Raw genomic sequence first — 25,923 nt, 5'->3', positions numbered from 1 at the left:
GCTTTCGCCCAACCGGCACGCGAGGAAGACGCGACCTGATCGCTTCCCTCCCGCCGCGAGCGTGCCACCGTCCATGCTGATCGCCGCGCCCTGCCCGAAACCGCTCGCCCTGGCGCTGGCCGCCGCCCTCGGCTGCGCCGCCTCGGCGGCCTCCGCCCACCCGCACGTCTGGGTGACCGCCAAGGCGCAGCTCGTCTACGCGGACGGCAAGCTCGTCGGCGTCCGCGACACGTGGAGCTTCGATCCCGAGTACACGGCCTTCGTCACGCAGGGCCTCGACACCAACAAGGACGGCAAGCTCAGCCCGGAGGAACTCGCCGGGCTCGCCGCCGAGAACACCGCCAACCTCGCCGAGTTCGGCTACTTCACGAAGCTGAAGGTCGGCGGCAAGGAGCAGGCCTTCGGCGATCCGAAGGAGCCGGCGGCGCACATGGACGACCGGGCGCTGGTCATGACCTTCCTGCTGCCCCTGAAGACCCCGGTCCAGCAGGGGCGGGGGGTCGCCGCGCTGGAGGTCTACGACCCGACCTACTTCGTCGCCTTCTCGTTCGCCGAGGGCGCGGACGCCGCCACCCTCGCGGGTGCGCCCCAGGGCTGCGCCGCCACGGTCACCCGGCCGAAGACCGAGCAGCCGAAGACGGCCGATGCCGGGTCGCCGGGCATGACCGAGGCCTTCTTCGAGGCGCTCACCGCCGCCTCGACCTACGGGGTGCAGTTCGCCAGCCGGGTTCTCGTGGCATGTCCGTAGGCATCGGGATCGTCGCCCCCGCCGGGGCGGGACGGCTGGGGCTGAGGCTCGGCCTCATGGCCGCGGCCATCGCGCTGGCCACGCTGCTCGCGGCCGCGATCGCGTGGCTCGTCGCGCCCGGCCTCGCCGCGCCGCCGCCGCGCTCGCCCTTCGGGATCGGCTTCCGCGAGGCCGCGCCGGCCGCCACGGGTCTGGGCGGCGTCATCCTGGCGCTGCAGGCGAGCTTCTCCCGCAGCCTCAACGCCGCGGTGAGCGCGCTGCGGGGCGGCGGCAGCTGGACCCCGCTGATCGGCCTCGCCTTCGCGTACGGCGTGTTCCACGCCGCCGGCCCGGGCCACGGCAAGGCGGTGATCGCCGGCTACATCCTGGCTGGGGAGCGGGCGCTCCGGCGCGGCGCCGCGCTGAGCGTCTGCGCCGCGCTGCTCCAGGCCTGCGTGGCCGGGGCGATCGTCGGCCTCGGCACGCTGGTCCTCAACGCCACGGCGGCGAGCATCACCCGGGCCGGCACCCTGATCGAGACCGTGAGCTTCGCCCTCGTCGCCCTGATCGGGCTGGTCCTGACGTGGCGCAAAGCCGGTCGCCTCGCCAATCTCGGCGCGGGCTGCGGCCCGGGCTGCAGCCACCTGCCGGAACCGCAGGCCCTCGACACCCTCGACACGTGGCGCGAGCGGGCCGGGGTGGTGCTGGCGGCCGGGACACGCCCCTGCGCCGGCGCCGTGCTGGTCCTCGTCTTCGCGGTGTCGCAGGGCGTGCCCGGCGCGGGCGTGCTGGCGGTCCTGGCGATGGCGCTCGGCACCGCGCTGACCACGACGGCCCTGGCCTGCCTCGCGGTCTTCGCCAAGCGGATGGCGCTGCGCCTCGCGGGCGGACGGGGACAGGCCGGCCTCCTGGCGCTCGGTGGCCTCGAACTCGTCGCTGCCGCCTTCGTGCTGGTCCTGGGCGCCGCGATGCTCTCGGGCCTCGCCCCGGGCCTCGGCGGCTGAAGGGCCTCGCCTTCCGGGGCGCGGCGTGCCACGCTGCGCGACCGAGACGGAGCGCGCGCCGATGCATCCCGACTTCGCGACGATCCTGAACTGGCGTCTGCTCGCCGGATCGCACCCCTTCCCCGGGCCAGACGGCGGGACCTGCATCAACGAGGCCGCGATGGTGGCCGCGGGCCTGCCCTACCGGGCGATCCGCTCCAGCGCGGACTGCCCACCCTGCTTCTCGCGGCCGGCCGCCGCCTACGCCCTCGGGCTCAACGACGCCATGCCGGACGAGGTGCGGCCGCAGCTGATGGCCTTCGTCCTGCGCCTGTCGGGCAGCGCCGACACGGCGGAGATCGAGGCCGCCCGCACCCGGCAGCTGGCGCTGGAGAGCGTCCGCCGCATCCTGGCGCCGATCTGCGCGGTCGCCGGGATGGTCGAGGACGCGGAAGCCTGCTCCGGCGCGCCGGACTGGCCCGCGGCCCTGGCGGCGGCCCGCGCGGCCGCGTGGCGGGGCGGGGCGCGCGCGCAGGCGGCGGCCCAGGCGCGGCGCTGGCGGGAAGGCGCGCTGACCGCGGCGGTGTCCCGCACCGCGACGGCGGCGGAACGCGCCGGCGAGGACGCGCGCTGCGCCGCCGAGGTGGCCGAGGGGGCGGCGCCGTTCCTGACCGGAACCTGGGCCGAGGCCTGCAAGATCCTCGCGGAGACCCTCGCCACCGGCCGGCAGGCGCCGGAGATCGCCGTCGCCGGCGCCCGACAGCGCATGGACGCGGCGCGCGCCCGGGTGCCGGCCTGATCAGGCCGCCGCGGGCGCGGCGTCGAGATCGAAATCGATGGTGCCGCAATTCTCCAGGAACGTGCCGGTGAGGTGGTAGAAGAACGTCCCGTGGCCGACCACCGCGATGGTGGTCTCCGGCCGGGCCCGCAGCCAGTCGCGGAACGCCGCGACCCGGGCGTCGAACAGGGGGCGGGGCTCCACCGGGTAGCCGCCGACCTCGCAGCCCGGCTCCGCGTGCCACCAGACCTCGGGCAGGTGCCCGACATCGAGGTGGGGGAATTCCGCGGCGATCTCCGAGGCGGCCCGGCCGACATCGCAGCTGCTCTCCTGGCACTCGCGGTGCAGCACCTCGACCAGCACCCGCGGCCGGCTCGGATGCTCGCCGAACAGGATCGCCGCGGTCTCGATGGCGCGGGTCAGGGGCGAGACCACCACGAGGTCGAAGGGGATCGGCCGGAGCCGCTCCCGCGCGGCCCGGGCCTGGGCTTGGCCCAGCTCGGTCAGGCGGGCGTCGGGCAGGCCGGGATCGCCGCCCCCGTGCCGGTGGGCGGCGTTGAAGGTCGACTGCCCGTGGCGGATGCAGACGATGCGGGTCTTGTCCTGCATGGATCTCGAAGACGTTCCGGAGAGGGAATGGCGGACCGGACCGGTCACGCGAAGCGGCCGCCGCGCTGGATGACCTCGATCTTGTAGCCGTCCGGGTCGGTGGCGAAGAAGAACCGCGCGAGCACGTCGTCCCCGTGCTTGAGGGTCTTGACGTCGGTGGCCGTGAAGCCCTCGCGCCGGTGCCGGGCGTGCTCGGCCTCCACGTCGTCGACCACGAAGGCGATGTGCCCGTAGCCGTCGCCGAGATCGTAGGGCTTGTCGCGGCCCTTGTTCACCGTGAGCTCCAGCTCGAACGGCGAATCCGGATCCCGCATGTAGACGAGGGTGAAGTCCGGGAAGTCGAACCGGCCGGACACCGCGAGACCGAAGGCACGGGCATAGTAGTCGCGCGCGCGCTCTTCCTCGAGGACGCGGATCATGGCGTGGACGGGCTTGGACATGCGCGCGGAGTTCCGTGGGCACGCCGGCGGCGTGCAGCGCCCACTATGTGGCGCGATCCGCAGCCGCGAAAAGGCCGGTGGCGCGGCGCCGGGGTCGCGCCCCGGGACGTCGGCCACGATCTGTCGAAGAACCCGGCCCGTATAGACCGATTCCATATTGCATATCCTAGATCAATATCTGTTTTTTAAATCGTTCCAGGGTGTGTATTGGAGTCAATATATGAGTAGCCATGCTGATATAAGATATCGCAAAAGGCTCGGAGACTCAAAATCAAACCGCAAAATGATATTTCTCATTGACACAATCGCGCTTCCAACGCTTTATCGCCCTCGACGACCAAAGTGAATCCCATGAGATCATGAGGCCGATCATCGATCGAGTGAAGGGATTTCAAGACAGTGATACGCTTATCCAATATCAATATACTTCCAAAAATTGCTGCCGTCATCGCGCTGATATGCGTGATTGTCGGCGGATGTATCTGGTACGCTCAGGCGCGGATGACGGTCATCGACGACCGCTACAGCGAGTTCCTCGCCCGCGAGGCGACGGCGGTGGCGGAGGCACGCAGGCTGAACCGCCTGGTGATCGAGTTGAACTACTGGGTCTACCGGATCATCGCGGAGACCGATCAGGGCCAGATGCAGGCCGCCAACAGCGGCTTCGAGGCCGCGCTGCCCGCGGTGAGGGCGCTCCTTCCGAGCCTCCGATCGCACGCGCCGACCTTCGCCGCGCGCATCGATGAGCAGGCCGCGCGGATCGAGCGCTATCTCAGGGACGTGAGCGAGGTCCGCCGGCTGGGCACCGCCAATCAGAACGAGCAAGCCATCGCGCTGATCCACACGGCGATCGATCCGACGTTCTCCGGCTTGCTGACCGACGGCAACCGGATGGCCGAGGACATCGATGCGTACATGCAGAAGGGCTCGGGCGACCTGACCGATCAGACCAACGAGACCCGCCGGACGCTGATGATCGTCAGCGGTCTCGGCATGCTGGCGGAGCTGCTGGCGGCGGTGTTCATCGCCACGGTCGGGATCACGCGGCCGCTCGACCGGCTGGTCAAGGTCCTGCAGCGGATGGCGCAGGGCGAGGTCGAGGCCGAGATCACCGAGGCCGCCCGAAGGGACGAGGTGGGCGCCGTCGGCAAGGCCGTCGAGGGCATCAAGGTCATGGTCGCCCGCAAGGCCGCCGAGGAAGCCGAGATGAAGCGCCGCGCCGACGAGGCGGCAGCGGCCGCGCGCAGGCGGACCATGGTGGAACTCGCGGACGGGTTCGAGCGGGCCGTGGGGAGCATCGTCGGGATGGTCTCGTCCTCGGCCACCGAGTTGCAGGCCACGGCGCAGACCATGACGTCGAGCGCGACCGAGACGGCCAGCCAGTCCACCACGGTGGCGGCCGCCGCCGAGCAGGCCTCCGCCAACGTCCAGACCGTGGCGGCCGCCGCCGAGGAGCTGGGCACCTCCGTGCAGGAGATCGGCCGGCAGGTCCTCGGCTCGGCCAACCTCGCGCAGGCGGCGGTCGGCGAGGCGGACGAGACCCAGCACCTCGTTCAGGCGCTCAGCCAGGCGGCGACGCGCATCGGCGATATGGTCGGGCTCATCGCGAACATCGCCGGCCAGACCAACCTGCTGGCGCTGAACGCCACGATCGAGGCGGCGCGGGCCGGCGAGGCCGGCCGCGGATTCGCGGTCGTCGCCGCCGAGGTCAAGGAGCTGGCCGGCCAGACCGCCCGGGCCACCGAGGAGATCAGCCAGCAGATCGGCCAGATCCAGGGTGTGACCGGCCAGGCGGTCTCGGCCATCGACACGATCGCCGCCCGGATCCGCGAGATCGACGCGGTCGCCGCCACCATCGCGGCGGCGGTCGAGGAGCAGGGCGCGGCCACGCAGGAGATCGTCCGCAACGTCTCGCAGGCGGCGGCCGGCACCGACGAGGTGACGAGCAACATCGCCGGCGTGGCGCGGGCCTCGGAAGAGACCGGCGCCGCGGCAGCCCAGGTTCTGGGAGCGGCCGGCGAGCTGTCGCGCCAGTCCGAGCATCTGGGCGTCGAGGTCTCCCGCTTCCTCGGGTCGGTCCGGGCGGCCTGAGGCCGATCAGCCGCCGATCCGCAGGACCTGCGTCCGGGTGCCGGCCTGCGCGAAGGCGTCCGGGTCGGCGCCGGTCATCCAGACCTGCCCTGGCAGGGCCTCGAGGGCCTCGAACAGGCCGACCCGGCGGCGGGGATCGAGGTGGGCCGCCACCTCGTCCAGGAGGATCAGCGGGGCGATGCCGCTCATGGCCCGCACCAGCCGCGCGTGGGCGAGGACGAGGCCGATGAGCAGCGCCTTCTGCTCGCCCGTGGACGCCGTCCCGGCCGGCACGTCCTTCGGGCCGTGGCGGACCACAAGGTCGCTGCTCTGCGGCCCGATCAGCGTGCGGCCGGCGGCCCGGTCCCGGTTGCGGCCGTTGCGGAGCGCCATGCGGTAGCGGTCCTCGGCCTCGAGGGCCGGCCAGACCGCGACCAGATCGTCGAGGTCGCCCTCGAGGCGGATGGCCGCCCAGGGGAAGGGCTGCGCGTCGTCCCGGGTCTCGGCGATCAGCCGGTCGAGGCGCTCGGCGGTCTCGCGCCGGGCGAGCGCCACGGCGACGCCGAGCTCCGCGACCTCCCGCTCCACCGCGTCGAGCCAGCGGTCGTCGTCGGGCCGCTCCTCCAGCAGGCGGTTGCGCGAGCGCAGGGCCCGCTCCAGCGCGGAGACCCGGGCGCCGTGGGCGGCGTCGACCGCCAGCACGAGACGGTCGAGGAACCGTCGCCGGTCTCCGGCCGCCCCGCGGAACAGGCCGTCGAGGTCGGGGGTCAGCCAGACGACCCGCAGGAACTCGCTGAACGCCACCGGCGAGGCCGCGGTGGCGCCGTCGATCCGGCACAGCCGGCTCGCGCGCCCGTCGGGACCCGGCGGCTCGAGCCCGGTGCCGAGCCGGTGCTCGGCGCCGTCGCGGTCGAGGGTGAGCGAGACCGCGAATCCGCCCGGGCCACCGCTGCGCGCCATGGCGGCGAACTCCGCCCGGCGCAGGCCCCGGCCCGGTACGAACAGCGAGAGCGCCTCGAGCAGGTTGGTCTTGCCCGCGCCGTTCTCCCCGACCAGCGCGACGAAGCGGGCCTCGGGCGTCAGTTCGAGGTCCGCGTGGTTGCGGAAATCGCGGGCGATCAGGCGGGTGACGCGCAGGCTCGACCCGTCGGGCTCGTCCCGCGGATCGCGGATGTCGCTCATCGGTGAACCGAGGGGTGAACCGAGGGGCCGAGACGCGCCGCGCTCAACCGTCCCTTGCTGTCTGACATCCCATCCAACCACCTCGCCCCGAGGCGCCCGCGTCAGCGGGCCGCGCGGGCGGGCTCCAGAAACCACATCGCCGTCCGGGGACCTCCCGCGCGGCCCCCGCTGCGCTCCGGCACCTCGGGACGAGGGCGGGACCGGGATCCGCGCGGCCGCCTCACACCCGCATCGGCATCAGCACGTACAGCGCCGGCGCGCCCTCGCGGTCCTGGATCAGGGTCGGCGAGCCGGGATCCGCGAGCTTGAACAGGGCGGTGTCGCCCTCGAGCTGCGCGGTGATGTCGAGGAGGTAGCGGGCGTTGAAGCCGATATCGAGGCCGGCCGCCTCGTAGTCGACGTCGAGTTCCTCGGTGGCACTACCGGAATCCGGGTTGTTCACCGAGAGCGCGAGGCGCCCTTCGGCGAGCCCGAGCTTCACCGCGCGCCCGCGCTCCGACGAGATCGTCGAGACCCGGTCCACGGCCTTCGCGAAGGCGTCGCGCTCGACGGTCAGCCGCTTGTCGTTGTTGGCCGGGATCACCCGCTGGTAATCCGGGAAGGTGCCGTCGATCAGCTTGGAGATCAGCGTCAGGCCGCCGGCGAAGCGCAGGCGGATCTTCGCGGGCGACAGGTCGACCGCGACGGTCTCGCCGCCGTCGTCGAGGAGCTTCTGGATCTCGGCGACCGCCTTGCGGGGCACGATCACGCCCGGCATGCCGACGCTGCCCTGCGGGGCCGGGATCTCGACGCGGGCGAGCCGGTGGCCGTCCGTTGCCACCGCCCGCATCGCCGGGCCGTTCTCGGTCTCCAGCGTGTGCAGGTAGATGCCGTTCAGGTAGTAGCGGGTCTCCTCGGTGGAGATCGCGAACTGGGTCTTCTCGATCAGCCGCTTCAGGTCGGCGGCGGCGATCTCGAAGCCGTGCGGCATCTCGCCGGCGGCGAGGTCCGGGAAGTCGCCCTCCGGCAGGGCGCCCAGGGCGAAGCGCGAGCGTCCGGACCGGATCGTCATCTGGCCGGACTCGCCGCCGGTCTCCAGGGAGACCTGCGCGCCGTCGGGGAGCTTGCGCACGATGTCGTAGATCACGTGCGCCGGCACGGTCGTGGCGCCCGCATCCGCCACGTCCGCCGGCACGCTCTCGGTCACCTCGATGTCGAGATCCGTCGCCCGGAGCTGGAGACCCGACCCTTCCGCGCGCAGGAGCACGTTCGACAGGATCGGGATCGTGTTGCGGCGCTCGACGACCCGGTGCACGTGGCCGAGCGACCTGAGCAGGGCCGCGCGCTCGACAGTGACTCTCATCGCAATACTCAAGTGATAGGGACGGCGCCGCGGCCGGCGACCGTCGCGGAATATGGCCGTTCAGCTTGGCGAAGGGGACAGGGGAACGCAAGGCCGCCGTCGGTGCACCGCACAGCGACCTCCGCGTCCAGGGCGGATGCCCATGTCCGGAGCGGGGTATCGGCCCCCGGCGGCCCGTGCGAAAGCGCCGCGACCGACCCGGATCCCCCCATCCCGATCATGCTGCAGACCATCGACCCCGCAGGCAACACCGCAGACCCCTCGCAGGCCACCCCGAGCGCCCCCCCGAGTGCTCGGCGGATCCTCGCCGCGAGCTTCGTCGGGACGGCGATCGAGTTCTTCGACTTCTACATCTACGCCACCGCCACCGCCCTGGTGATCGGCCCGGTCTTCTTCCCCGCCGGCGCGCCCGGCGTGCAGCAGCTCAGCGCCTTCGCGACCTTCGCCATCGCGTTCATCGCGCGGCCCGTCGGCGCGGCCCTGTTCGGGCATTTCGGCGACCGGGTCGGCCGCAAGGCGACGCTGGTGGCGTCGCTGCTGATCATGGGCATCTCCACGGTGCTGATCGGCTGCCTGCCGACCTACGCGTCGGTCGGCTGGTGGGCGCCGGCGGCGCTGTGCATCCTGCGCTGCGGGCAGGGGATCGGGTTCGGCGGCGAGTGGGGCGGCGCGGCGCTGCTGGCGGTCGAGAACGCGCCGCCGGGCCGGCGCGCGTGGTACGGCATCTTCCCGCAACTCGGGGCGCCGGTCGGCTTCGTCCTGGCCAATCTCGGCTTCCTCGCCCTCAGCTTCGGCCTGACGCCCGAGAGCTTCCAGGCCTGGGGCTGGCGCCTGCCGTTCCTGGCCTCGGCGGCGCTCGTCGGCGTCGGGCTCTACGTGCGCCTGAAACTCACCGAGACGCCGGCCTTCAAGGCGGCGCTCAGCCAGGCCCGGCCGGAGCGCGTGCCCTTCGCCACCATGCTGACCCAGCATGGCCACGCCGTCCTGGTCGGCACCTTCGCGATGGTGGCGGTCTACGCGGTCTTCTATCTCTCGACCGTCTTCGCCCTGGGCTACGGCACCGGCACCCTCGGCTACAGCCGGCCGACCTTCCTGCTGTTCGAGTGCATCGCGGTCTGCTTCATGGCGCTCGGCACCGTCGTGTCGGGGGCCGCGGCCGACCGCTTCGGCCGCCGGCCTGTGCTGCTCTCCGGCATGGCCGTGACGTTCCTGCTGGGCTTCCTCATGGGGCCGATGCTGGGCCACGCCGCCGGCACCGGCACCTGGCCGCCGGTCCTCGGCTTCCTGTGCCTCAGCCTCCTGACAATGGGGTGGGTGTTCGGACCGATGGGCGCCGTCCTGCCCGAGCTGTTCCCGACGCGGGTGCGCTACACGGGCGCCTCGGTGACCTACAACCTCGCGGGGATCCTGGGGGCCTCGGGGGCGCCCTACATCGCGCAGCAGCTCGCGGCCTACGGCGGCATCGGCTTCGTCGGGTTCTACCTAGCGGGGGCCGCGATCCTCAGCTTCCTCGCCGTGCTGGCCATGCCGGAGACTGCCGGCCGCTGACGGGACGGGCGGGCGCCGCCGGCCTCAGCGGCCGGCGCGATCCTGAGCCGCCGCCACGGTGGGCTCGAAGCGCCCGAGGAAGCGCGTCCGCTCCCACAGCTCGATCGCGTCGCGCCCGACCATCGCCCGGGCGCGGCGGCGCGCCTGCGTGTCGTCCTCGGCCGACAGGATCTCGGCCGCGCGGACGCGGCCGGCCCGGTCGAGCCGGAAGGCCCTGTAAGCGCGGCTCCGGTGAGCCGTTCCAGCATCCAGCGCGAGCATAGCGACGTCCTCCGGGCCGGAACGTCCCGGAAGACGGTTAACCGTCGGTAAACCGCGGCTCTCGCGATCGAGGACGCGGTCCCGACGCGCCCGCTCGGCGGGGGCGGAGTTCCTCAGCTCCGCTTGTCGAGCGGGCGACCGAGGAGGCGGGCGAACTCGGCCTCGATCTCCTCCACCGAGAACGGGTTGCCGGATCCCTTCGCGTCGGGCGTGGGCGCGGACGGCGGCGGGGCCGGCACGGGCGGAGGGGGTTCGACCTTGGGCATCGCCGGCGGCGGCACGGGTTTGGCCGGAGGCGGAGGCGGAGGCGGCGGGGCCTCCGGCTCTTCGACCGGGGCGGGGGCGGGCACCGGCTCGACCGGGACGCTCGCCATCGCGGCGGCCAGCGGATCGACGCCCTCGGGCGCCGGCGGGGCGGGCGCGGACTGCGGCGGCGGCGTCACGGCCGAGGACGAGCGCGACAGGGCGGCCTGGAGCTGCCGGGCCATGTCGGACAGGACCACCGGATCGACCGACTTGCGCTCGGAGGGCACCGCGAGGCTCGGGGCCAGACGGGCGGGCTCCGGCTCCGCCGGTGCCGGCTCGGGCTTGCGCTCGGAGGCCGGGTTGGGCCGCGGCTCGATCAGCGGCGGCGCGGTCCGGCTCAGGATCCGCCGCGGGGCGACCGGCTCGCGCGGCGGGGGCGCGGGCGGCTCCACTGCCGGCGGCGCGACCGGCGGCGACACCATCGGCGGCGGCACCACCGGCTCGGGCGCGGGCGGCGCCGGGGGTTGAGGCGCGGGCGGCTGGGGCGGCGCTGCACTCAGAGGTGCGGTGACGTCCTGGCCGGGCTCGTCGCCGCCGAACAGCCCGGGATCGAGGGGCAGAGTCACGGGCGGAGCGGAGGCCGAGCGCGGCACCGGCGACGGCACCACCACCGGCATCGCGAAGCCCGGATCGAACAGCGGTTCCGCGCGCCGGCCGCCAGATTCCGGCAGACCGCGGGGCGGCTCGGGCAGGCGGCCGCCCTGGACGAGGGGGTCCGGGAGCGGCTCGTCCAGCGGCTCCGGCGCCAGCTCCGGCCGGATCGCCGCCTCCGGCAGGGGCCGCTGGCCGCGCTGGATATTGCGCTCGACCACCACGTCGTTGGGGCCGCCCACGAGGAGCAGGTGCTCGACATTGTCCCGGCGCAGCAGGATGAGCTGCCGGGCCCGGTCGAGCTCGTACACGTCGACGATCCCGAGCCGCGGCTGGCGCCCGCGGCTCCCGGACCGCCCCGGCAGGGCGAGGCTCCGGCCGGTGAGCCGGCGCACCGTGAACACGATCGCCGCGAGCGCCGTGAAGATGACGGCGAAGATCACGATATACTGGACGATGGGGGAGCCGTCAGAGCCGAACACGGATTGCAGCCATCGCAAGATTGCGCACTCGCACGTTCCGACCGCCGCGGGTGCGCGCCGGCACGGACTTGATCCATACCACGCCGGAGGGGCGGCAAGGCAAACGACGTTAAGAGTTCGTTAACAGACCTTTTAATTGAGCGCGCGCAAGACAATAGGTCGGGACTGCGCCGCCGGCCCGGCCGAACCGGGGGTTCACTCCCCCCGTGGCGCGAGCTGACGCGGGCACCGGCCGACGCGGAGATCGGGCTTAACGCGCCGTTAACCATGCAGGCGGCAGATTTTGCCGAGCCCGCTCGTCCCGGCGCGGCCACGCCATCCCGGAGGCGACCATGGCCCTCACCGATCTGCCCGTGCTGAGCATGCTGCGCACGCGGATGCAATGGGCGCAGGCGCGCCAGGGCGTGATCGCCGAGAACGTCGCCAACGCCGACATGCCGGGGTTCAAGCCCCGCGACCTCGTGGAGCCGCGCTTCGATCGGGCGACCGGCGCCCTCGCCACCAGCGGCTCCGGCCTGACGCTCACGAGCGCGGGCCACATGGCGCCGCCCGGTCAGACGGTCGGCGCCGACTCCAAGCGCGCCAAGGGCTTCGAGGTCCGGCCCAGCGGCAACGGCGTCAACCTCGAGGACGAGATGATGAAGGCCGGCGAGAACCAGGCGGACTACCAGCTCGCCGCCTCGCTGTACCAGCACAGCCTGACCACCCTGAAGATCGCGATCGGCAAGAGCTGACGCGCGACGGCCGAATGTGGAGCGCCGACGGCCGCGGGGTCGCGGCAGCGGGAGGGTCCTGAGCCATGGAATTCACGAAGTCGCTGGCGGTGGCGGCCGCGGGCCTCAAGGCCCAGTCGGGCCGGATGCGCATCATCGCCGAGAACATCGCCAACGCCGATTCCGCGCCGGCCTCCGCCGGGGCGCAGCCCTACCGCCGCAAGATCCCGACCTTCACCAGCCACCTCGACGACGAGACCGGTGCCAAGCTCGTCGAGGCGGGGCGCGTCAGGCGCGACCCGTCGGCCTTCCGGACCAAGTACGAGCCCGGCAACCCCGCGGCCGACGCCCAGGGCGTGGTGCAGATGCCCAACGTCAACGCACTGATCGAGAACATGGACCTGCGGGAGGCCCAGCGCTCCTACGAGGCGAACCTCAACATGATCAGCGCCACCCGCAAGATGCTGGCGCAGACCCTCGGCATCCTGAAGTGACCCCCGAAGCCCGCGGCAGGACCGCTTAGCAAGGACGCATGGCGATGGCTTCGAGCAACTTCGCGGCGGGTGCCTACGCGGCCGTCCAGGGCCTCGCCGGCGGCCGGCCCGCCCCTCGGGTGCAGCCGACGACCGGCACCGGCACCGACTTCATGCAGATGCTCGGGCAGACCCTGGACAGCGTCGGCGATGCCGGCCGTCGGGCCGATTCCCAGGCCGTCTCCGCGGCCGCCGGCAAGGCCAACGTCGTGGACGTGGTCACCGCGGTCGCCGAGAGCGAGACGGCCCTGCAGACCATGGTGGCGGTGCGCGACCGCATGATCTCCGCCTACGAGGAGATCATGCGGATGCAGATCTGACCGGCCGACCGTTTATCCGCCCGCTCCCCCCGCACTGAGCGCACCCCCATGACCGGCCTCGCCATCCTCGACATCGCCCGCGACGGCATCTTCGTGTTCCTCAAGGTGGCCGGGCCCCTGATGCTGGTCGCGCTCGCGGTCGGCCTCGCCGTGTCCCTGGTCCAGGCCCTGACGCAGATCCAGGAGCAGACGCTGATCTACGTGCCCAAGGTCGTGGCGGTGTTCGCCGCGCTCCTGCTGATGCTGCCCTTCATGGGCGACGCCATGGCCGGCTACATGACCCGCATCGCCGCCCGCATCGCGGCCGGCGGCTGATGCGCCCGCCGGCCGGGACAGGCGCGGCCCCCGCGTGCCATAGGGGCCGCGATGAACCTGCTCCTGCCCGGCATCGCCTCGGCCTACCTGATCACCTTCGCGCGCATAGGCACGCTGATCATGCTGATGCCGGGGATCGGCGAGCAGACGGTGTCGCCGCGCCTGCGCCTCGCCTTCGCGCTGCTCACGTCCCTGGTGCTGTTCCCGACCGTGCGCCCGCTGCTCGGCGGCACGGAGGGCGTGGCCGGCCCGCGGCTGATCGGGCTCCTGTTCGGCGAGACGATCATCGGGCTGGTGCTCGGCCTCACGGTGCGGATGATCCTCGCCGCCCTTCAGACCGCCGGGGTGATCATCTCGGCGCAGGTCGGGCTGTCCTACGCGATGACGGTGGATCCGAGCCAGGGCGGCCAGCAGGTGGCGATCGGCAACTTCCTGTCGTTGCTCGGGATCACGCTGATCTTCGCCGCGGACCTGCACCATCTCGCCATCGAGGGCGTGGCCCGCAGCTACGTGGTGCTGCCCCCCGACGGCGTGCCGTCCTTCTCGGACGCGCTGATGCTGGCCACGAAGGCGCTGGCCCGGGGCTTCACCCTGGCGGTGCAGATCGCCGGCCCGTTCATCGCCTTCGGGATCCTGTTCAACCTGGGTCTCGGCGTGCTGTCGCGGCTGATGCCCCAGATGCAGGTGTTCTTCCTGGCGGTCCCGGCCTCGGTGCTGATCGGCATGCTGCTGCTGATGGGCTGCCTCGGCGTCATGATGGGCGTCTTCCTGGACGACCTGGGCCGGTATCTCGGGGATTACGTCGGCCGCTGAGCGGCCGGATCGCCCATACCCCGACGATGCCCACGCTCTGAGCCCGACGCGCGATGGCCGACGATACCGACGACGAGGACAAGACCGAGGAGCCGTCCCAACGACGGCTCGATCAGGCGATCGAGCGCGGCGACGTCGCGACCAGCACCGAGATCAACACCTTCGCGATACTGGCCGCGTTCACCCTGGCGCTGCTGGTCGCGGCCCCGACCATCGCCACGAACCTGCTGCACGGGCTCAAGGCTTACCTCGCCAACGCCCATACCCTGCCGGACGACGCCACGGCCATGAGGGCGGCCATGACGCGCGGCCTGTGGCTGTGGCTCCAGGCGGTGGCGGTGCCGGTCGGGCTGGCGGTCGTGGCCGGGCTGGCCGCGGGGCTCCTGCAGCACCCGCTGGTCTTCTCCGCCGAGACGCTGATGCCGAAATTCTCGCGCCTCTCGCCGATGGCGGGCGTGAAGCGCCTCCTCGGCGTCGAGGCCCTGTTCCAGTTCGGCAAGGGGCTGGCGAAGATCGCCGCCGTGGGCGTGGTCGGCGCGGTGATGCTGTGGAACGACCGCGACCGGCTGGAAGTGTTCGCCCAGCTGGACCCGGCCGCCTCCATGCCGGCGATCCTGTCCCTCAGCCTGAAGCTGCTCGCCGGCATGCTGTGCATGCACCTCGCGATCACCCTCGGCGACGCGCTCTACGCGCGGTTCCGCTGGCGCAAGCGCCACCGGATGTCGAAGGAGGAGCTCAAGCAGGAGATGAAGGAGTCGGAGGGCAATCCCGAGGTGAAGGGTCGCCTGAAGCAGCTCCGGATGGCCCGGGTGAAGAAGCGCATGATGGCCGCGGTCCCCACCGCCACCGTCGTGGTGACGAACCCCACCCACTACGCGGTGGCGCTGCGCTACGAGACCGGCATGGCCGCGCCGGTCTGCGTCGCCAAGGGCGTCGACGCGCTCGCCCTGCGCATCCGCGCGGTGGCGGCCGAGCACGGCGTCGCGGTGATCGAGAACCCGCCGCTCGCCCGGGCGCTCCACGCCATCGTGGAGATCGACCGGGAGATCCCGGCCGAGCACTACCGCGCGGTGGCGGAGGTCATCGGGTTCGTGCTGCGCCTGCGGAGACGGGCGGCGTAGCCCCGCGCGATCCGCGCGCCGCGCCGTCTCGCCGGACACCCGGGCGGGCGAAAGCCACGCTTCCTCCACCTTTTTTCGCGAGGCTGTGTCAAGGCTTGGCGCGACGAGACTGATGCCGCGCCCCGCATGTCCTGATATGGCCGGCGGACTAACCGGGTGACTGTTCTGGAATGAAGCCGATGGCCGACGTCACTGGACCTCCGGCGCCCGCCGCGGGCCCGCAGAATTCGGGTCCCCCGGTCGCGCAGGCCTCGTCCCTGCTGGGAACGGGCTCGATCGACCGCTCGGAACAGCCGGGCCGGGTCGGCCTGCTCCTCGTGCTCGCCGGCCTGCTGGTCGGCGCGGCCATCGGCCTGTCCTTCGTGGCCAACGAGCAGGCCCAGTCGCTGATCGTCTGGCTGCTGGCCCTGCTGGCCATGGCGGGCGTGTTTTTCCTGTTCGCCCTCGCCATCGGGGCGCTCCAGCTCAGCGGCAGCGCCGCCCGGGACGACATCACCAAGGGCATCGTCGACGCCTCGCCGGACGGCCAGCTGGTCGTCGAGGACGGCGGCCGGCTGATCTACGCCAACGAGGCCTATCTCCGGATCGCCAGCGGCGACACCTTCTCCAACCTCGTGCCGGTGGAGCGCATCCTCGTCGGCTCGCCGGAGGTCTCCGAGGCGGTCTACCGCCTGTCGCAGGCCTCGCGCGACGCCCGGGCGCACACCGAAGAGGTGCGGATGTCGCCGCCCCTCGGCCCAACGGCCGGCGAGCGCGGCTTCGGCTGGTACCGGGTCTCGGTGCGGCCCCTCGCGCGCCCGCGCCGGGCGGCCTCCCTCTGGACGGTGGCCGACATCACCGCCGAGCGGGAGCGGCAGGAGAACGTCTTCCAGGAACTCCAGCACGCCATCGACTACCTCGACCACGCCCCGGCGGGCTTCCTGTCGATCGATCCGGCGGGCGCCATCGTCTACATGAACGCGACCCTGGCGGCCTGGCTCGGCTACGACCTCGCCAGCGTCGGCCCCGGCGGCCCGCACCTCACCGAGATCGCCCCGGAGGCGGACGTGCTGGTGCGCACGGCCGGCCTGCCGGGCGAGGTCCGCACCGACCGCTTCGACCTCGACCTGCGCCGCCGCAACGGTCACACCCTGCCGGTCCGGCTCTACCACCGGGTCGCCTTCGGCAAGGACGGCAAGCCCGGCTCGTCGCGGACCTTCGTGATCAACCGCTCCGCCGGGGCCGAGACCGACGAGCCGCAGCGCGCCGCCGAGGTCCGGCTGGCCCGCTTCCTCAACAACTCGCCGATCGCCATCGCGACCCTCGACAGCGGCGGCCGGATCGCCCGCGCCAACGCCTCGTTCACGCGCCTGTTCGGCACGGTCCCGCGGCAGGCCGACGACGGCGCCCCGGACGGGGAGGGCGTGCCGCGGGTCGAGCCCAACGTCGCCGACTCGGTGGCCGACCGGACCGCCCTGGAGGCCGGGCTCGCCCGCGCCGCGAGCGGGCGGACCGACCCGGAGCCGATCGAGGTCCAGCTCAACGGGCCCGGCGGCCGCTCGGCCCGGGTCTGGCTCAGCCCGGCCGACGGCGGCGATGCCGGCCAGCAGACCGACGAGGCCGAGCGGGTGATCCTCTACGCCCTCGACACGACGGCGCAGCGCCAGCTGGAGCAGCAGGTCGCCCAGGCCCAGAAAATGAACGCGGTCGGCCAGCTCGCCGGCGGCATCGCGCACGACTTCAACAACGTCCTGCAGGCGATCATCGGCTACTCGGACCTGCTGCTCGCGAGCCACCGGCCGACCGACCCGGCCTTCCAGGACATCATGCAGATCAAGCAGAACGCCAACCGGGCGGCGGGCCTCGTCCGCCAGCTCCTGGCGTTCTCCCGCCGGCAGACGCTGCGCCCGGAGGTGATGAATGTCGGGGAGGCGCTCTCCGAGCTGACCCTCCTCCTCAAGCGGCTGCTCGGCGAGCGCGTCGCGCTGGAGCTGAAGCACGGCCGCGAGGTCTGGCCCGTGAAGGCCGACGTCAACCAGTTCGAGCAGGTGATCGTCAATCTGGCGGTCAACGCCCGCGACGCCATGCCGGAGGGCGGCAAGCTGATGATCCGCACCGAGAACGTCTCCGATCCGGGGGCGGCCGCCGAGGCGGAGGGGCGCGGTGGGGCGCCGGCGGGCGACCACGTGCTGATCGAGGTGCGCGACACCGGCCAGGGCATCCCGCCCGAGCTGATGGAGAAGATCTTCGAGCCGTTCTTCACCACCAAGGAGATCGGCAAGGGCACCGGCCTCGGGCTCTCGACGGTGTTCGGCATCGTCAAGCAGTCCGGCGGCACCATCGACGTGCAGTCGAAGGTCGGGGAGGGCACGGCCTTCCGCATCTACCTGCCGCGTCACGTGCCCGTGGCGGAGCCCGAGGAGGTGCCGGTCGCGGCGGCCGAGCCGGCACTGCCGCGCGCGGAGCCGCTCGCGCCGGCTTCCACCACCGCCCATCCCGATTCCGGGTCGGACGCCAAGCCGGTCACCGCGCCGGCCGCGGGCGGCGACGCCGCTGTGCCGAAGGGGGAGACGCCGCCCGCCAAGGTCGACAAGCCGGCGCCGCGCAAGCCCGCCGCCGATCATACGGGGCAGGGGACCATCCTGCTCGTCGAGGACGAGGACCCGGTGCGGGCGGTCAACAGCCGGGCGCTCTCGGCCCGCGGCTACACGGTGCTGGAGGCGGCCTCGGGCCTCGAGGCCCTGGCGATCGTCCGCGAGGGCGCGCAGACCATCGATCTCGTCGTCTCCGACGTGGTCATGCCCGAGATGGACGGCCCGACGCTCCTGCGGGAGGTGCGCAAGCATCAGCCCGACCTGAAGGTGATCTTCGTGTCCGGCTACGCCGAGGACGCGTTCCGCAAGAACCTGCCCGAGGGTGAGACCTTCAACTTCCTGCCCAAGCCCTTCAGCCTGAAGCAGCTCGTCGAGACCGTGAAGAAGACGATGGCGGACTGACCGGCCCGTCGCGTCCGGTCACCGTCGCTCAACGAAGAGCGGCCCCGGAGAGACTCCGGGGCCGCGCATCTTCGAACGTCGCAAGGTCCGCCGCGCGCCGTCGCCGGCCCGCGGCGGCGCGACCTACGCCTCGCCCTCGTCGAGATCGTCCGCCGTCGGGGCGGCGTTCTCCAAGATCTTCTCGGCGACCAGACCGGAATTCTGCCGGATCGAGCCCTCGATCTCGGCGGCGATCTTCGGATTGTCGCGCAGGAAGCCCTTCGAGTTCTCGCGGCCCTGGCCGAGGCGCTGGCTGTTGTACGAGAACCAGGCGCCCGACTTCTCGACGATCCCGGCCTTCACGCCGAGGTCGATCAGCTCGCCGACCTTCGACACGCCCTCGCCGAACATGATGTCGAACTCGACCTGCTTGAAGGGCGGGGCGACCTTGTTCTTCACCACCTTGACGCGGACCTGGTTGCCGATCGCCTCATCGCGGTCCTTGAGCGTCGAGATGCGGCGGATGTCGAGGCGCACCGAGGCGTAGAACTTGAGGGCGTTGCCGCCCGTGGTCGTCTCGGGGCTGCCGTACATGACGCCGATCTTCATCCGGATCTGGTTGATGAAGATGACCATGCAGTTCGAGCGCGAGATCGAGCCGGTCAGCTTGCGCAGGGCCTGGCTCATCAGGCGGGCCTGGAGGCCGGGCTGGCTCTCGCCCATCTCGCCCTCGATCTCGGCCCGCGGGGTCAGCGCGGCCACCGAATCGACCACCAGCACGTCGATGGCGCCGGAGCGCACGAGCGTGTCGGTGATCTCGAGCGCCTGCTCGCCCGTGTCGGGCTGGGAGATCAGCAGGTCGTCGAGGTTCACGCCGAGCTTGCGGGCGTAGACCGGGTCGAGGGCGTGCTCGGCGTCCACGAAGGCGCAGACGCCGCCCTTCTTCTGGGCCTCCGCGATCGTGTGGAGCGCCAGCGTCGTCTTGCCGGACGATTCGGGACCGTAGATCTCGATCACCCGGCCGCGCGGCAGGCCGCCGACGCCGAGCGCGATGTCGAGGCCCAGCGAGCCGGTCGAGACGGTCTCGACCTCCTGGACCTTGTCGTTCTTGCCGAGCCGCATGATCGAGCCCTTGCCGAAGGCGCGCTCGATCTGAGCCAGGGCAGCGTCAATGGCCTTGGACTTGTCCTTGTCCACCGGGGGCATGTCGACCACTTTCAATGCGGGCTGGGCCATCTGGCGGGCTCCTTATGAAGGGGTTGGACGCAGTTCACAACGCGCGTCGCCACCGCCTCCATGTACCCGTTTTGTTCTCAGCCAGCAAGGCCGGAACGCCGTTTTGCTGGACGCAAGTCACGAAATCCCGGCTCGAGCCCCGGATGCCCCGCGACAGCAATCCAATCCGGTAATCGCCCGCGAGGACCCGTACGAACGCCGACACAACGCGCCGGACGGGACGACCGCCAGCCGCAATGGCGACGCCTCCCGCGGTCCCGCAGCAGGCTCGGCCCGCCGGCGACCGGGACCCAACCGCCAGACATGAGGCCGAAAACGACGACGCCCGGCACGAATCCGGCTCTCGCGAGTCGAATTGCGTCCGGGCGTTCGTCGTACCGGTCGCCGGGCATCCCCGGGATGGTCACCCCAGCGGAGGCACCATCCCGCGACGCCGCGGGCCGGGATCTGGCGGACGCGGAGACCGCAGCCGCCGGGATCCCGGGATCAGGCGGCCTCGCCGGCCTCGGCCTGGGCGGCCTCGCCCTCGACCAGCTTCCAGGTCTTGGTCTTGGAGAACGGACGGCACTCCTCGATGAACACCGTCTGCCCGACCTTGGCGACATTGCCCTCGTCGTGCGCGTGGTAGTTCTTCGACCGCCGCACGGTCTTCTTCATCACCGGGTGCGTGAAGCGGCGCTCCACCTTCACCACGATGGTCTTCTCACCCTTGTCGCTGACGACGGTGCCCTGCAGGATGCGCTTCGGCATGGTTGTCTCCTAAAACCCGCCTCAGCCCTTGGCCTGCTGCAGCGTCTTGGAACGCTGCAGAGTCCGGACACGGGCGATGTCGCGACGGACCTCGCGGACGCGGGCGACGTTCTCGAGCTGGCCGGTGGCCCCCTGGAAGCGCAGGTTGAACTGCTCCTTCTTGAGGTTGATCAGCTCGTCATTCAGCTGATCCGGCGACAGCGCCTTCAGATCAGACAGTCTCTGGGTCGACTTCACGATATCCTCCGTTCAGTCGGCGATGCGCTGGACGACCCGCGTGCGGATCGGGAGCTTCGCGGCGCCGAGGCGGAGCGCCTCCTTGGCGATGTTCTCGGCAACGCCGTCGACCTCGAACATGATCCGGCCGGGATGGACCCGGGCCGCCCAGTAATCCGGGGCGCCCTTACCGGAGCCCATGCGGACCTCGGTCGGCTTCGACGACACCGGGACGTCCGGGAACACCCGGATCCAGACGCGGCCCTGGCGCTTCATCTCGCGGGTGATCGCGCGGCGGGCCGCCTCGATCTGGCGGGCGGTGACGCGCTCGGGCTCCACAGCCTTCAGGCCGAACTGGCCGAAGTTCAGCTCGAAGCCGCCCTTGGCCGCACCGTGGATGCGGCCCTTGAACTGCTTGCGGAAGCGGGTCTTTTTCGGTTGCAGCATGGCTTCCTACCTTACGCGTGCTCGCGCTCGCGGCGTCCGCGCTCGCGGCCGCCCTCGCCATCGCGCTCACGGCGTCCGCCAGAGCGGCCGCCCTCTTCCTGGGCCTTCTTGTCTTGGGCCATCGGGTCGTGCTCGAGGATCTCGCCCTTGAACACCCACACCTTGATGCCGCAGGTCCCGTAGGTCGTGAACGCCGTGGCGGTGCCGTAGTCGACGTCGGCGCGCAGCGTGTGCAGCGGGACGCGGCCCTCGCGGTACCATTCCTGGCGGGCGATCTCGGCGCCGCCGAGACGGCCCGAGCAGTTGATCCGGATGCCCTCGGCGCCCAGACGCATGGCCGACTGCACGGCCCGCTTCATGGCGCGCCGGAAGGCGACGCGGCGCTCGAGCTGCTGGGCGATCGAGTCGGCCACCAGGGTGGCGTCGATCTCGGGCTTGCGCACCTCGACGATGTTGATGGTCACGTCGGCCTTCGTCATCGTGCCGACGAGCTTGCGCAGCTTCTCGATGTCCGCGCCCTTCTTGCCGATCACCACGCCCGGACGACCCGAGTGGATGGTGACCCGGCACTTCCGGTGCGGGCGCTCGATGACGATCTTGGAGACCGCCGCCTGCTTGAGCTGCTTCATGAGGGCGGCGCGGATCGCGACGTCCTCGTGCATGAGCTTCGCGTAGTCGCCCTTGTTGGCGAACCAGCGGGAATCCCAGGTCCGGTTGATGCCGAGCCGGAGACCGATCGGGTTGACTTTCTGACCCATCAGATCCTCCTCAAGCCGCTTCGGCTTGGCGGACTTCGCGAACCACGATGGTGAGGTTCGAGAAGGGCTTCAGGATGCGCGCGCCGCGGCCGCGGGCGCGGGCGTGGAAACGCTTGAGAACCAGCGCCTTGCCCACGAAGGCCTGGGAGACGACGAGGTCGTCGACGTCCAGGTCGTGGTTGTTCTCGGCGTTGGCGATGGCGCTCTCGAGGCACTTCTTGACCTCGGTCGAGATCCGCTTGCGCGAGAACTGCAACTCGGCGAGCGCTGTGTCGACCTTCTTGCCGCGGATCATCTGCGCCACGAGGTTGAGCTTCTGCGGGCTGACGCGCAGCATGCGCGCGACGGCCTTCGCCTCGTTCTCGGGGAGCGCGCGGGGGGTGGCTTGCTTGCCCATCTCAGCGCCTCTTCGCCTTCTTGTCGGCCGCGTGGCCCGGGAAGGTGCGGGTCGGCGAGAACTCGCCGAACTTGTGCCCGACCATCTCCTCGGTGACGTAGACCGGGATGTGCTTCTGCCCGTTGTGCACACCGAAGGTGAGCCCGACGAACTGCGGGAGGATCGTGGAGCGGCGGCTCCAGATCTTGATGACCTCGGAGCGCGAGGAGCCCCGCGCCGCCTCGGCCTTCTTGAAGAGGTAGCCGTCGACGAACGGCCCCTTCCAGAGAGAGCGTGCCATAGCGATTACTTCTTGCGGTTGTGGCGGCTGGACAGGATGAACACGTCGGTCCGCTTGTTGGACCGGGTCTTCTTCCCCTTGGTGGGCACGCCCCAGGGCGTGACCGGGTTGCGGCCGCCCGAGGTGCGACCCTCGCCGCCGCCGTGCGGATGGTCGACCGGGTTCATCGCCACACCGCGGTTGTGCGGGCGCTTGCCGAGCCAACGGTTGCGCCCGGCCTTGCCGAGCGAGATGTTCATGTGGTCCGGGTTCGAGACCGCGCCGACGCTGGCGAAGCACTGGCCGTGGACCAGGCGCTGCTCGCCCGAGTTCAGGCGGAGCGTCACGTAGCCCTGGTCGCGGCCGACGATCTGCGCGTAGTTGCCGGCCGAGCGGGCGATCGCGCCGCCCTTGCCGATCTTCAGCTCGACATTGTGGACGATCGTGCCCACCGGCATCGAGCCGACCGGAGCGGCGTTGCCCGGCTTGATGTCGACGCTCTCGCCGGCCACCACCTTGTCGCCCGGCTGCAGGCGCTGCGGGGCCAGAATGTAGCTCTGCTTCCCATCGGGGAAGTTGATCAGCGCGATGAACGCCGTGCGGTTCGGATCGTACTCGATCCGCTCCACCGTGGCGGCGACGCCGAGCTGCTCGCGACGCTTGAAGTCGACGTTGCGCAGCACGCGCTTGTGGCCGCCGCCGCGGAAGCGGACGGTGATGCGGCCGAGATTGTTGCGGCCGCCGGAGGACGACTTGCCCTCCGTCAGCGCCTTCACCGGCTTGCCCTTGTAGAGCTCACGGCGGTCGACGAGCACGAGCTGGCGCAGGCTCGGCGTGACCGGTTTGAATGTCTTCAAGGCCATCGGCTTGGATCCCTAAATCCCGTCCTCAGAGCCCGGTCGTGACGTCGATCGAGTGGCCCTCGGCCAGGGTCACGATCGCCTTCTTCACGTCGGAGCGCTGTCCGCGGAGACCGCGGAAAATCTTCTTCTTACCCTTGGTGACAAGGGTGTTCACGGCCGTGACCTTCACGTCGAACAGCTTCTCGACGGCCTCCTTGATCTGAGGCTTCGTCGCCTTGGGGGCGACGCGGAAGACGACCTTGTTCTGCTCGGTCAGGTTGGTCGCCTTCTCGGTGATGACCGGGGAGACGACGATGTCGTAGTGGCGCGGATCGGCACTCATTTGAAACGCTCCTCCAGCGCGTCGACGGCAGCCTTCGTCAGGACGAGCGTGTCGCGGCGCAGGATGTCGTAGACGTTGATGCCCTGCACGGGCAGCACGTCGATCTGCGGGATCGCGCGGGCGGCCCGGCCGAAATTCACGTCGACCTCGGCACCGCCGATGATCAGCGCGTTCGAGAGGCCCATCTTGCCGAAGCGCTCGATGAGACCCTTGGTCTTGTGATCCTCGATCTTGATGTCGTCGACGACGATCAGGGTCGAGGCCTTGGCCTTGGCCGACAGGGCGTGGCGCAGGGCCAGGGCGCGGACCTTCTTGGGCAGGTCGTGGCTGTGGTCGCGCGGCACGGGGCCGAAGGCGCGCCCGCCGCCGCGGAACTGCGGCGCCGAGGCCGCGCCGTGGCGGGCGTTACCGGTGCCCTTCTGCTTGTAGAGCTTCTTGCGGGTCCGGTTCACGTCCGAGCGGTTCTGCACGGCGTGGGTCCCAGCGCGACGCTTGGCGAGCTGCCAGCGGACCATGCGCTGCAGCAGATCGGCGCGCGGCTCCAGGCCGAAGATCTCTTCGTTCAGCTCGACCGAGCCGGCACCGGCACCGTCGAGGGTTTTGATATCGAGCTTCATCACGCGGTCTCCTCAGCCGCAGGGGCCTCGGTCGCCGGGGCGGAGGCGCCGTTCTCGCGGAACTTGCCCGGCAGCGGAACGTCGGCGGGGAGCTTGCGCTTCACCGCGTCGCGGATCTGGATCCAGCCGCCGGCGACGCCCGGGACCGCGCCCTCGACCAGGATCAGGCCGCGCTCGGGATCGGTGCGCACGACGCGCAGGTTCTGGGTGGTGACCCGCTCGACGCCGAGGTGACCCGGCATCTTCTTGTTCTTGAAGGTCTTGCCCGGGTCCTGGCGGCCGCCGGTCGAACCGATCGAGCGGTGCGAGATCGACACGCCGTGGGTGGCGCGCAGTCCGCCGAAGTTCCAGCGCTTGATACCGCCGGCGAAGCCCTTACCGGTCGTGGTGCCGGTGACATCCACGAACTGGCCGGGGATGAAGTGGTCCGCGGTGATCTCGGCGCCGACCGGGATCAGCGCGTCCTCGGACACGCGGAACTCGGCGAGCTTCTTCTTCGGCTCGACCTTGGCGACCGCGAAGCGACCCCGCTCGGCGGCCGAGACGTTCTTGACCTTGGCCTTGCCGACGCCGACCTGCAGCGCGACGTAGCCGTTCTTCTCGACGGTGCGGTGGGCAACCACCTGGCACTGATCGATCTTGAGCACGGTGACGGGGACATGCTCCCCCGCGTCCGTGAAGACGCGGGTCATGCCGACCTTCTGTGCGATGACGCCTGAGCGCATAGGTTCTCTCCCTCGCGCGATGAAACGGTAAGCTCTAAGTCCTCAGCGGACTCAGAGCTTGATCTCCACGTCCACGCCAGCGGCGAGGTCGAGCTTCATCAGCGCGTCCACGGTCTGAGGCGTCGGATCGACGATATCGAGCACCCGCTTGTGCGTGCGCATCTCGAACTGCTCGCGCGACTTCTTGTCGATGTGGGGCGAGCGGTTCACGGTGAACTTGGCGATGTGCGTCGGGAGCGGGATCGGGCCGCGGATGGTCGCGCCCGTACGCTTGGCCGTGGAGACAATCTCCTTGGTCGACGCATCGAGGATGCGGTGATCGAATGCCTTAAGGCGAATGCGGATGTTCTGACCGTTCATGATCCTGGAACCTTGAGAGGGACGGCGGGGTACGCGAGGCCTTCACCCCGCCGCGCCCTGCTAAGGATGCTTGCTCGAGCTCAGTCGTTGATGGCGGCGACGACGCCGGCGCCGACGGTGCGGCCGCCCTCGCGGATGGCGAAGCGCAGCTTCTCCTCCATGGCCACCGGCACGATCAGCGCCACGTCCATGGTCACGTTGTCGCCCGGCATCACCATCTCGGTGCCCTCCGGCAGCGTGCAGATCCCGGTCACGTCCGTGGTCCGGAAGTAGAACTGCGGCCGGTAGTTGGTGAAGAACGGCGTGTGGCGGCCGCCCTCCTCCTTGGTCAGGATGTACGCCTCGGCCTTGAACTTCGAGTGCGGCTTCACCGAACCCGGCTTGCACACGACCTGGCCGCGCTCCACGTCCTCGCGCTTCGTGCCGCGCAGCAGCACGCCGACGTTGTCGCCCGCCTGCCCCTGGTCGAGCAGCTTGCGGAACATCTCCACGCCCGTCACCGTCGTCTTGGTGGTCGCCCGGATGCCGACGATCTCGACTTCCTCGCCCACCTTCACGATGCCGCGCTCGACGCGACCCGTCACCACCGTGCCGCGGCCCGAGATCGAGAACACGTCCTCGATCGGCATCAGGAACGGCATGTCGATCGGACGCTCCGGCTGCGGGATGTAGCTGTCCACGGTCGCCATCAGCGCCAGCACCGCCTCCTTGCCGATCTTCGGCTCCTTGTCCTCGAGCGCCATCAGCGCCGAGCCCTTGGTGATCGGGATGTCGTCGCCCGGGAAGTCGTACTTCGACAGCAGCTCGCGCACCTCCAGCTCGACCAGCTCCAGGAGCTCCTCGTCGTCGACCATGTCGACCTTGTTGAGGAACACCACCAGCGCC

Annotated in this window: 31 protein-coding genes; 12 read left to right on the top strand and 19 right to left on the bottom strand. The window is 71.0% G+C overall.

Annotated features, from left to right (window positions below):
- Positions 1 to 73: 73 nt before the first annotated feature.
- From BM419_RS16350 to BM419_RS16340, 3 genes are all read left to right on the top strand, one after another.
- Entirely contained in the window at positions 74 to 748 is a 675-nt protein-coding gene (locus tag BM419_RS16350; RefSeq protein ID WP_091927041.1) for a DUF1007 family protein, read from the top strand.
- Positions 739 to 1,731, top strand: coding sequence for a nickel/cobalt transporter (locus BM419_RS16345; protein WP_091927040.1), 993 nt, complete (start codon positions 739 to 741; stop codon positions 1,729 to 1,731). Before BM419_RS16350 ends, BM419_RS16345 begins: the two co-directional genes overlap by 10 nt.
- A 61-nt stretch (positions 1,732 to 1,792) precedes the next feature.
- Positions 1,793 to 2,509 (top strand): hypothetical protein, encoded by a 717-nt coding sequence (locus BM419_RS16340; protein WP_091927039.1) that lies wholly within the window; start codon positions 1,793 to 1,795, stop codon positions 2,507 to 2,509.
- On the opposite strand, the gene BM419_RS16335 is transcribed toward BM419_RS16340, so the two are convergent.
- Together BM419_RS16335 and BM419_RS16330 are read right to left on the bottom strand one after the other, a co-directional pair.
- Entirely contained in the window at positions 2,510 to 3,097 is a 588-nt protein-coding gene (locus BM419_RS16335) for a histidine phosphatase family protein (RefSeq protein WP_091927038.1), read from the bottom strand.
- Positions 3,098 to 3,141: 44 nt separating this feature from the next.
- The gene (locus BM419_RS16330) at positions 3,142 to 3,537 is read right to left on the bottom strand and encodes a VOC family protein (protein WP_020094241.1); all 396 of its coding nucleotides are present in this window, start codon (positions 3,535 to 3,537) and stop codon (positions 3,142 to 3,144) included.
- Positions 3,538 to 3,936: 399 nt separating this feature from the next.
- Between BM419_RS16330 and BM419_RS16325 the strand changes: the two genes are divergently transcribed.
- Entirely contained in the window at positions 3,937 to 5,628 is a 1,692-nt protein-coding gene (locus tag BM419_RS16325; protein WP_091927037.1) for a methyl-accepting chemotaxis protein, read from the top strand.
- Positions 5,629 to 5,634: 6 nt separating this feature from the next.
- Here BM419_RS16325 and recF read toward each other — a convergent pair whose 3' ends face one another.
- Together recF and dnaN are read right to left on the bottom strand one after the other, a co-directional pair.
- Positions 5,635 to 6,789 carry a DNA replication/repair protein RecF gene (recF, locus tag BM419_RS16320; protein WP_091927036.1) on the bottom strand — a complete coding sequence of 385 codons (1,155 nt, stop codon included), beginning with the start codon at positions 6,787 to 6,789 and terminating at the stop codon, positions 5,635 to 5,637.
- 220 nt (positions 6,790 to 7,009) lie between these two features.
- Complete coding sequence (gene dnaN / locus BM419_RS16315; RefSeq protein ID WP_012319207.1) at positions 7,010 to 8,131, bottom strand: DNA polymerase III subunit beta; 1,122 nt, start codon at positions 8,129 to 8,131, stop codon at positions 7,010 to 7,012.
- Between the two features lie 219 nt (positions 8,132 to 8,350).
- Here dnaN and BM419_RS16310 point away from each other — a divergent pair, with 219 nt between their 5' ends.
- Positions 8,351 to 9,679 (top strand): MFS transporter, encoded by a 1,329-nt coding sequence (locus tag BM419_RS16310; RefSeq protein ID WP_020094244.1) that lies wholly within the window; start codon positions 8,351 to 8,353, stop codon positions 9,677 to 9,679.
- A gap of 24 nt (positions 9,680 to 9,703) precedes the next feature.
- On the opposite strand, the gene BM419_RS16305 is transcribed toward BM419_RS16310, so the two are convergent.
- The gene (locus BM419_RS16305; protein ID WP_020094245.1) at positions 9,704 to 9,940 is read right to left on the bottom strand and encodes a hypothetical protein; all 237 of its coding nucleotides are present in this window, start codon (positions 9,938 to 9,940) and stop codon (positions 9,704 to 9,706) included.
- Positions 9,941 to 10,053: 113 nt separating this feature from the next.
- Entirely contained in the window at positions 10,054 to 11,319 is a 1,266-nt protein-coding gene (locus BM419_RS16300; RefSeq protein WP_091927035.1) for a hypothetical protein, read from the bottom strand.
- A gap of 332 nt (positions 11,320 to 11,651) precedes the next feature.
- Here BM419_RS16300 and flgB point away from each other — a divergent pair, with 332 nt between their 5' ends.
- The 7 genes from flgB (at position 11,652) to BM419_RS16265 (ending at position 18,109) form a co-directional block, all read left to right on the top strand.
- The gene (gene flgB, locus BM419_RS16295; RefSeq protein ID WP_056533882.1) at positions 11,652 to 12,053 is read left to right on the top strand and encodes a flagellar basal body rod protein FlgB; all 402 of its coding nucleotides are present in this window, start codon (positions 11,652 to 11,654) and stop codon (positions 12,051 to 12,053) included.
- Between the two features lie 65 nt (positions 12,054 to 12,118).
- Positions 12,119 to 12,526 carry a flagellar basal body rod protein FlgC gene (flgC, locus tag BM419_RS16290; RefSeq protein WP_020094248.1) on the top strand — a complete coding sequence of 136 codons (408 nt, stop codon included), beginning with the start codon at positions 12,119 to 12,121 and terminating at the stop codon, positions 12,524 to 12,526.
- A 44-nt stretch (positions 12,527 to 12,570) separates the two neighbouring features.
- Entirely contained in the window at positions 12,571 to 12,885 is a 315-nt protein-coding gene (gene fliE / locus BM419_RS16285) for a flagellar hook-basal body complex protein FliE (protein WP_012319201.1), read from the top strand.
- 48 nt (positions 12,886 to 12,933) lie between these two features.
- The gene (gene fliQ, locus BM419_RS16280; protein WP_012319200.1) at positions 12,934 to 13,200 is read left to right on the top strand and encodes a flagellar biosynthesis protein FliQ; all 267 of its coding nucleotides are present in this window, start codon (positions 12,934 to 12,936) and stop codon (positions 13,198 to 13,200) included.
- A 51-nt stretch (positions 13,201 to 13,251) separates the two neighbouring features.
- Positions 13,252 to 14,013, top strand: coding sequence for a flagellar biosynthetic protein FliR (gene fliR / locus BM419_RS16275; RefSeq protein ID WP_042675345.1), 762 nt, complete (start codon positions 13,252 to 13,254; stop codon positions 14,011 to 14,013).
- Between the two features lie 53 nt (positions 14,014 to 14,066).
- Positions 14,067 to 15,134: a flagellar biosynthesis protein FlhB gene (gene flhB / locus BM419_RS16270; RefSeq protein WP_091927034.1), complete on the top strand. Its 1,068-nt coding sequence runs from the start codon at positions 14,067 to 14,069 to the stop codon at positions 15,132 to 15,134.
- A 179-nt stretch (positions 15,135 to 15,313) separates the two neighbouring features.
- Positions 15,314 to 18,109, top strand: a complete 2,796-nt coding sequence (locus tag BM419_RS16265) for a hybrid sensor histidine kinase/response regulator (protein WP_091927119.1) — start codon at positions 15,314 to 15,316, stop codon at positions 18,107 to 18,109.
- 123 nt (positions 18,110 to 18,232) lie between these two features.
- On the opposite strand, the gene recA is transcribed toward BM419_RS16265, so the two are convergent.
- The 13 genes from recA to BM419_RS16200 all read right to left on the bottom strand — a co-directional run.
- On the bottom strand, positions 18,233 to 19,324 hold the full coding sequence (recA, locus tag BM419_RS16260) for a recombinase RecA (RefSeq protein WP_026605101.1): 1,092 nt from the start codon (positions 19,322 to 19,324) through the stop codon (positions 18,233 to 18,235).
- A gap of 486 nt (positions 19,325 to 19,810) precedes the next feature.
- Positions 19,811 to 20,074 carry a 30S ribosomal protein S17 gene (gene rpsQ / locus BM419_RS16255; protein WP_020094254.1) on the bottom strand — a complete coding sequence of 88 codons (264 nt, stop codon included), beginning with the start codon at positions 20,072 to 20,074 and terminating at the stop codon, positions 19,811 to 19,813.
- 21 nt (positions 20,075 to 20,095) lie between these two features.
- A complete protein-coding gene (gene rpmC, locus BM419_RS16250; protein ID WP_020094255.1) occupies positions 20,096 to 20,311 on the bottom strand; it encodes a 50S ribosomal protein L29 in 216 nt (71 codons plus the stop codon).
- Between the two features lie 12 nt (positions 20,312 to 20,323).
- Complete coding sequence (rplP, locus tag BM419_RS16245; protein ID WP_012319193.1) at positions 20,324 to 20,737, bottom strand: 50S ribosomal protein L16; 414 nt, start codon at positions 20,735 to 20,737, stop codon at positions 20,324 to 20,326.
- A gap of 11 nt (positions 20,738 to 20,748) precedes the next feature.
- A complete protein-coding gene (gene rpsC / locus BM419_RS16240; protein ID WP_012319192.1) occupies positions 20,749 to 21,495 on the bottom strand; it encodes a 30S ribosomal protein S3 in 747 nt (248 codons plus the stop codon).
- A 10-nt stretch (positions 21,496 to 21,505) separates the two neighbouring features.
- Positions 21,506 to 21,892 carry a 50S ribosomal protein L22 gene (gene rplV, locus BM419_RS16235; protein WP_012319191.1) on the bottom strand — a complete coding sequence of 129 codons (387 nt, stop codon included), beginning with the start codon at positions 21,890 to 21,892 and terminating at the stop codon, positions 21,506 to 21,508.
- A gap of 1 nt (position 21,893) precedes the next feature.
- Complete coding sequence (rpsS, locus tag BM419_RS16230) at positions 21,894 to 22,172, bottom strand: 30S ribosomal protein S19 (RefSeq protein WP_012319190.1); 279 nt, start codon at positions 22,170 to 22,172, stop codon at positions 21,894 to 21,896.
- A 5-nt stretch (positions 22,173 to 22,177) separates the two neighbouring features.
- Positions 22,178 to 23,014, bottom strand: coding sequence for a 50S ribosomal protein L2 (gene rplB / locus BM419_RS16225; RefSeq protein ID WP_020094256.1), 837 nt, complete (start codon positions 23,012 to 23,014; stop codon positions 22,178 to 22,180).
- 25 nt (positions 23,015 to 23,039) lie between these two features.
- Positions 23,040 to 23,336, bottom strand: coding sequence for a 50S ribosomal protein L23 (locus BM419_RS16220; RefSeq protein ID WP_020094257.1), 297 nt, complete (start codon positions 23,334 to 23,336; stop codon positions 23,040 to 23,042).
- Positions 23,333 to 23,953 carry a 50S ribosomal protein L4 gene (gene rplD, locus BM419_RS16215; RefSeq protein ID WP_020094258.1) on the bottom strand — a complete coding sequence of 207 codons (621 nt, stop codon included), beginning with the start codon at positions 23,951 to 23,953 and terminating at the stop codon, positions 23,333 to 23,335. Before rplD ends, BM419_RS16220 begins: the two co-directional genes overlap by 4 nt.
- Positions 23,953 to 24,678: a 50S ribosomal protein L3 gene (gene rplC / locus BM419_RS16210; protein WP_020094259.1), complete on the bottom strand. Its 726-nt coding sequence runs from the start codon at positions 24,676 to 24,678 to the stop codon at positions 23,953 to 23,955. Before rplC ends, rplD begins: the two co-directional genes overlap by 1 nt.
- A 51-nt stretch (positions 24,679 to 24,729) precedes the next feature.
- A complete protein-coding gene (gene rpsJ / locus BM419_RS16205; RefSeq protein WP_007569268.1) occupies positions 24,730 to 25,038 on the bottom strand; it encodes a 30S ribosomal protein S10 in 309 nt (102 codons plus the stop codon).
- Between the two features lie 80 nt (positions 25,039 to 25,118).
- Positions 25,119 to 25,923: elongation factor Tu (locus BM419_RS16200; RefSeq protein WP_091927033.1), on the bottom strand; the 805-nt coding region annotated here is incomplete at its 5' end.

It is taken from the genome of Methylobacterium sp. yr668, assembly GCF_900116245.1.
In the GTDB taxonomy this organism is placed as follows: domain Bacteria; phylum Pseudomonadota; class Alphaproteobacteria; order Rhizobiales; family Beijerinckiaceae; genus Methylobacterium.
The sequence above is the reverse complement of the archived record's forward strand: the minus strand, read 5'-3'. Positions and strand labels throughout refer to the sequence as shown.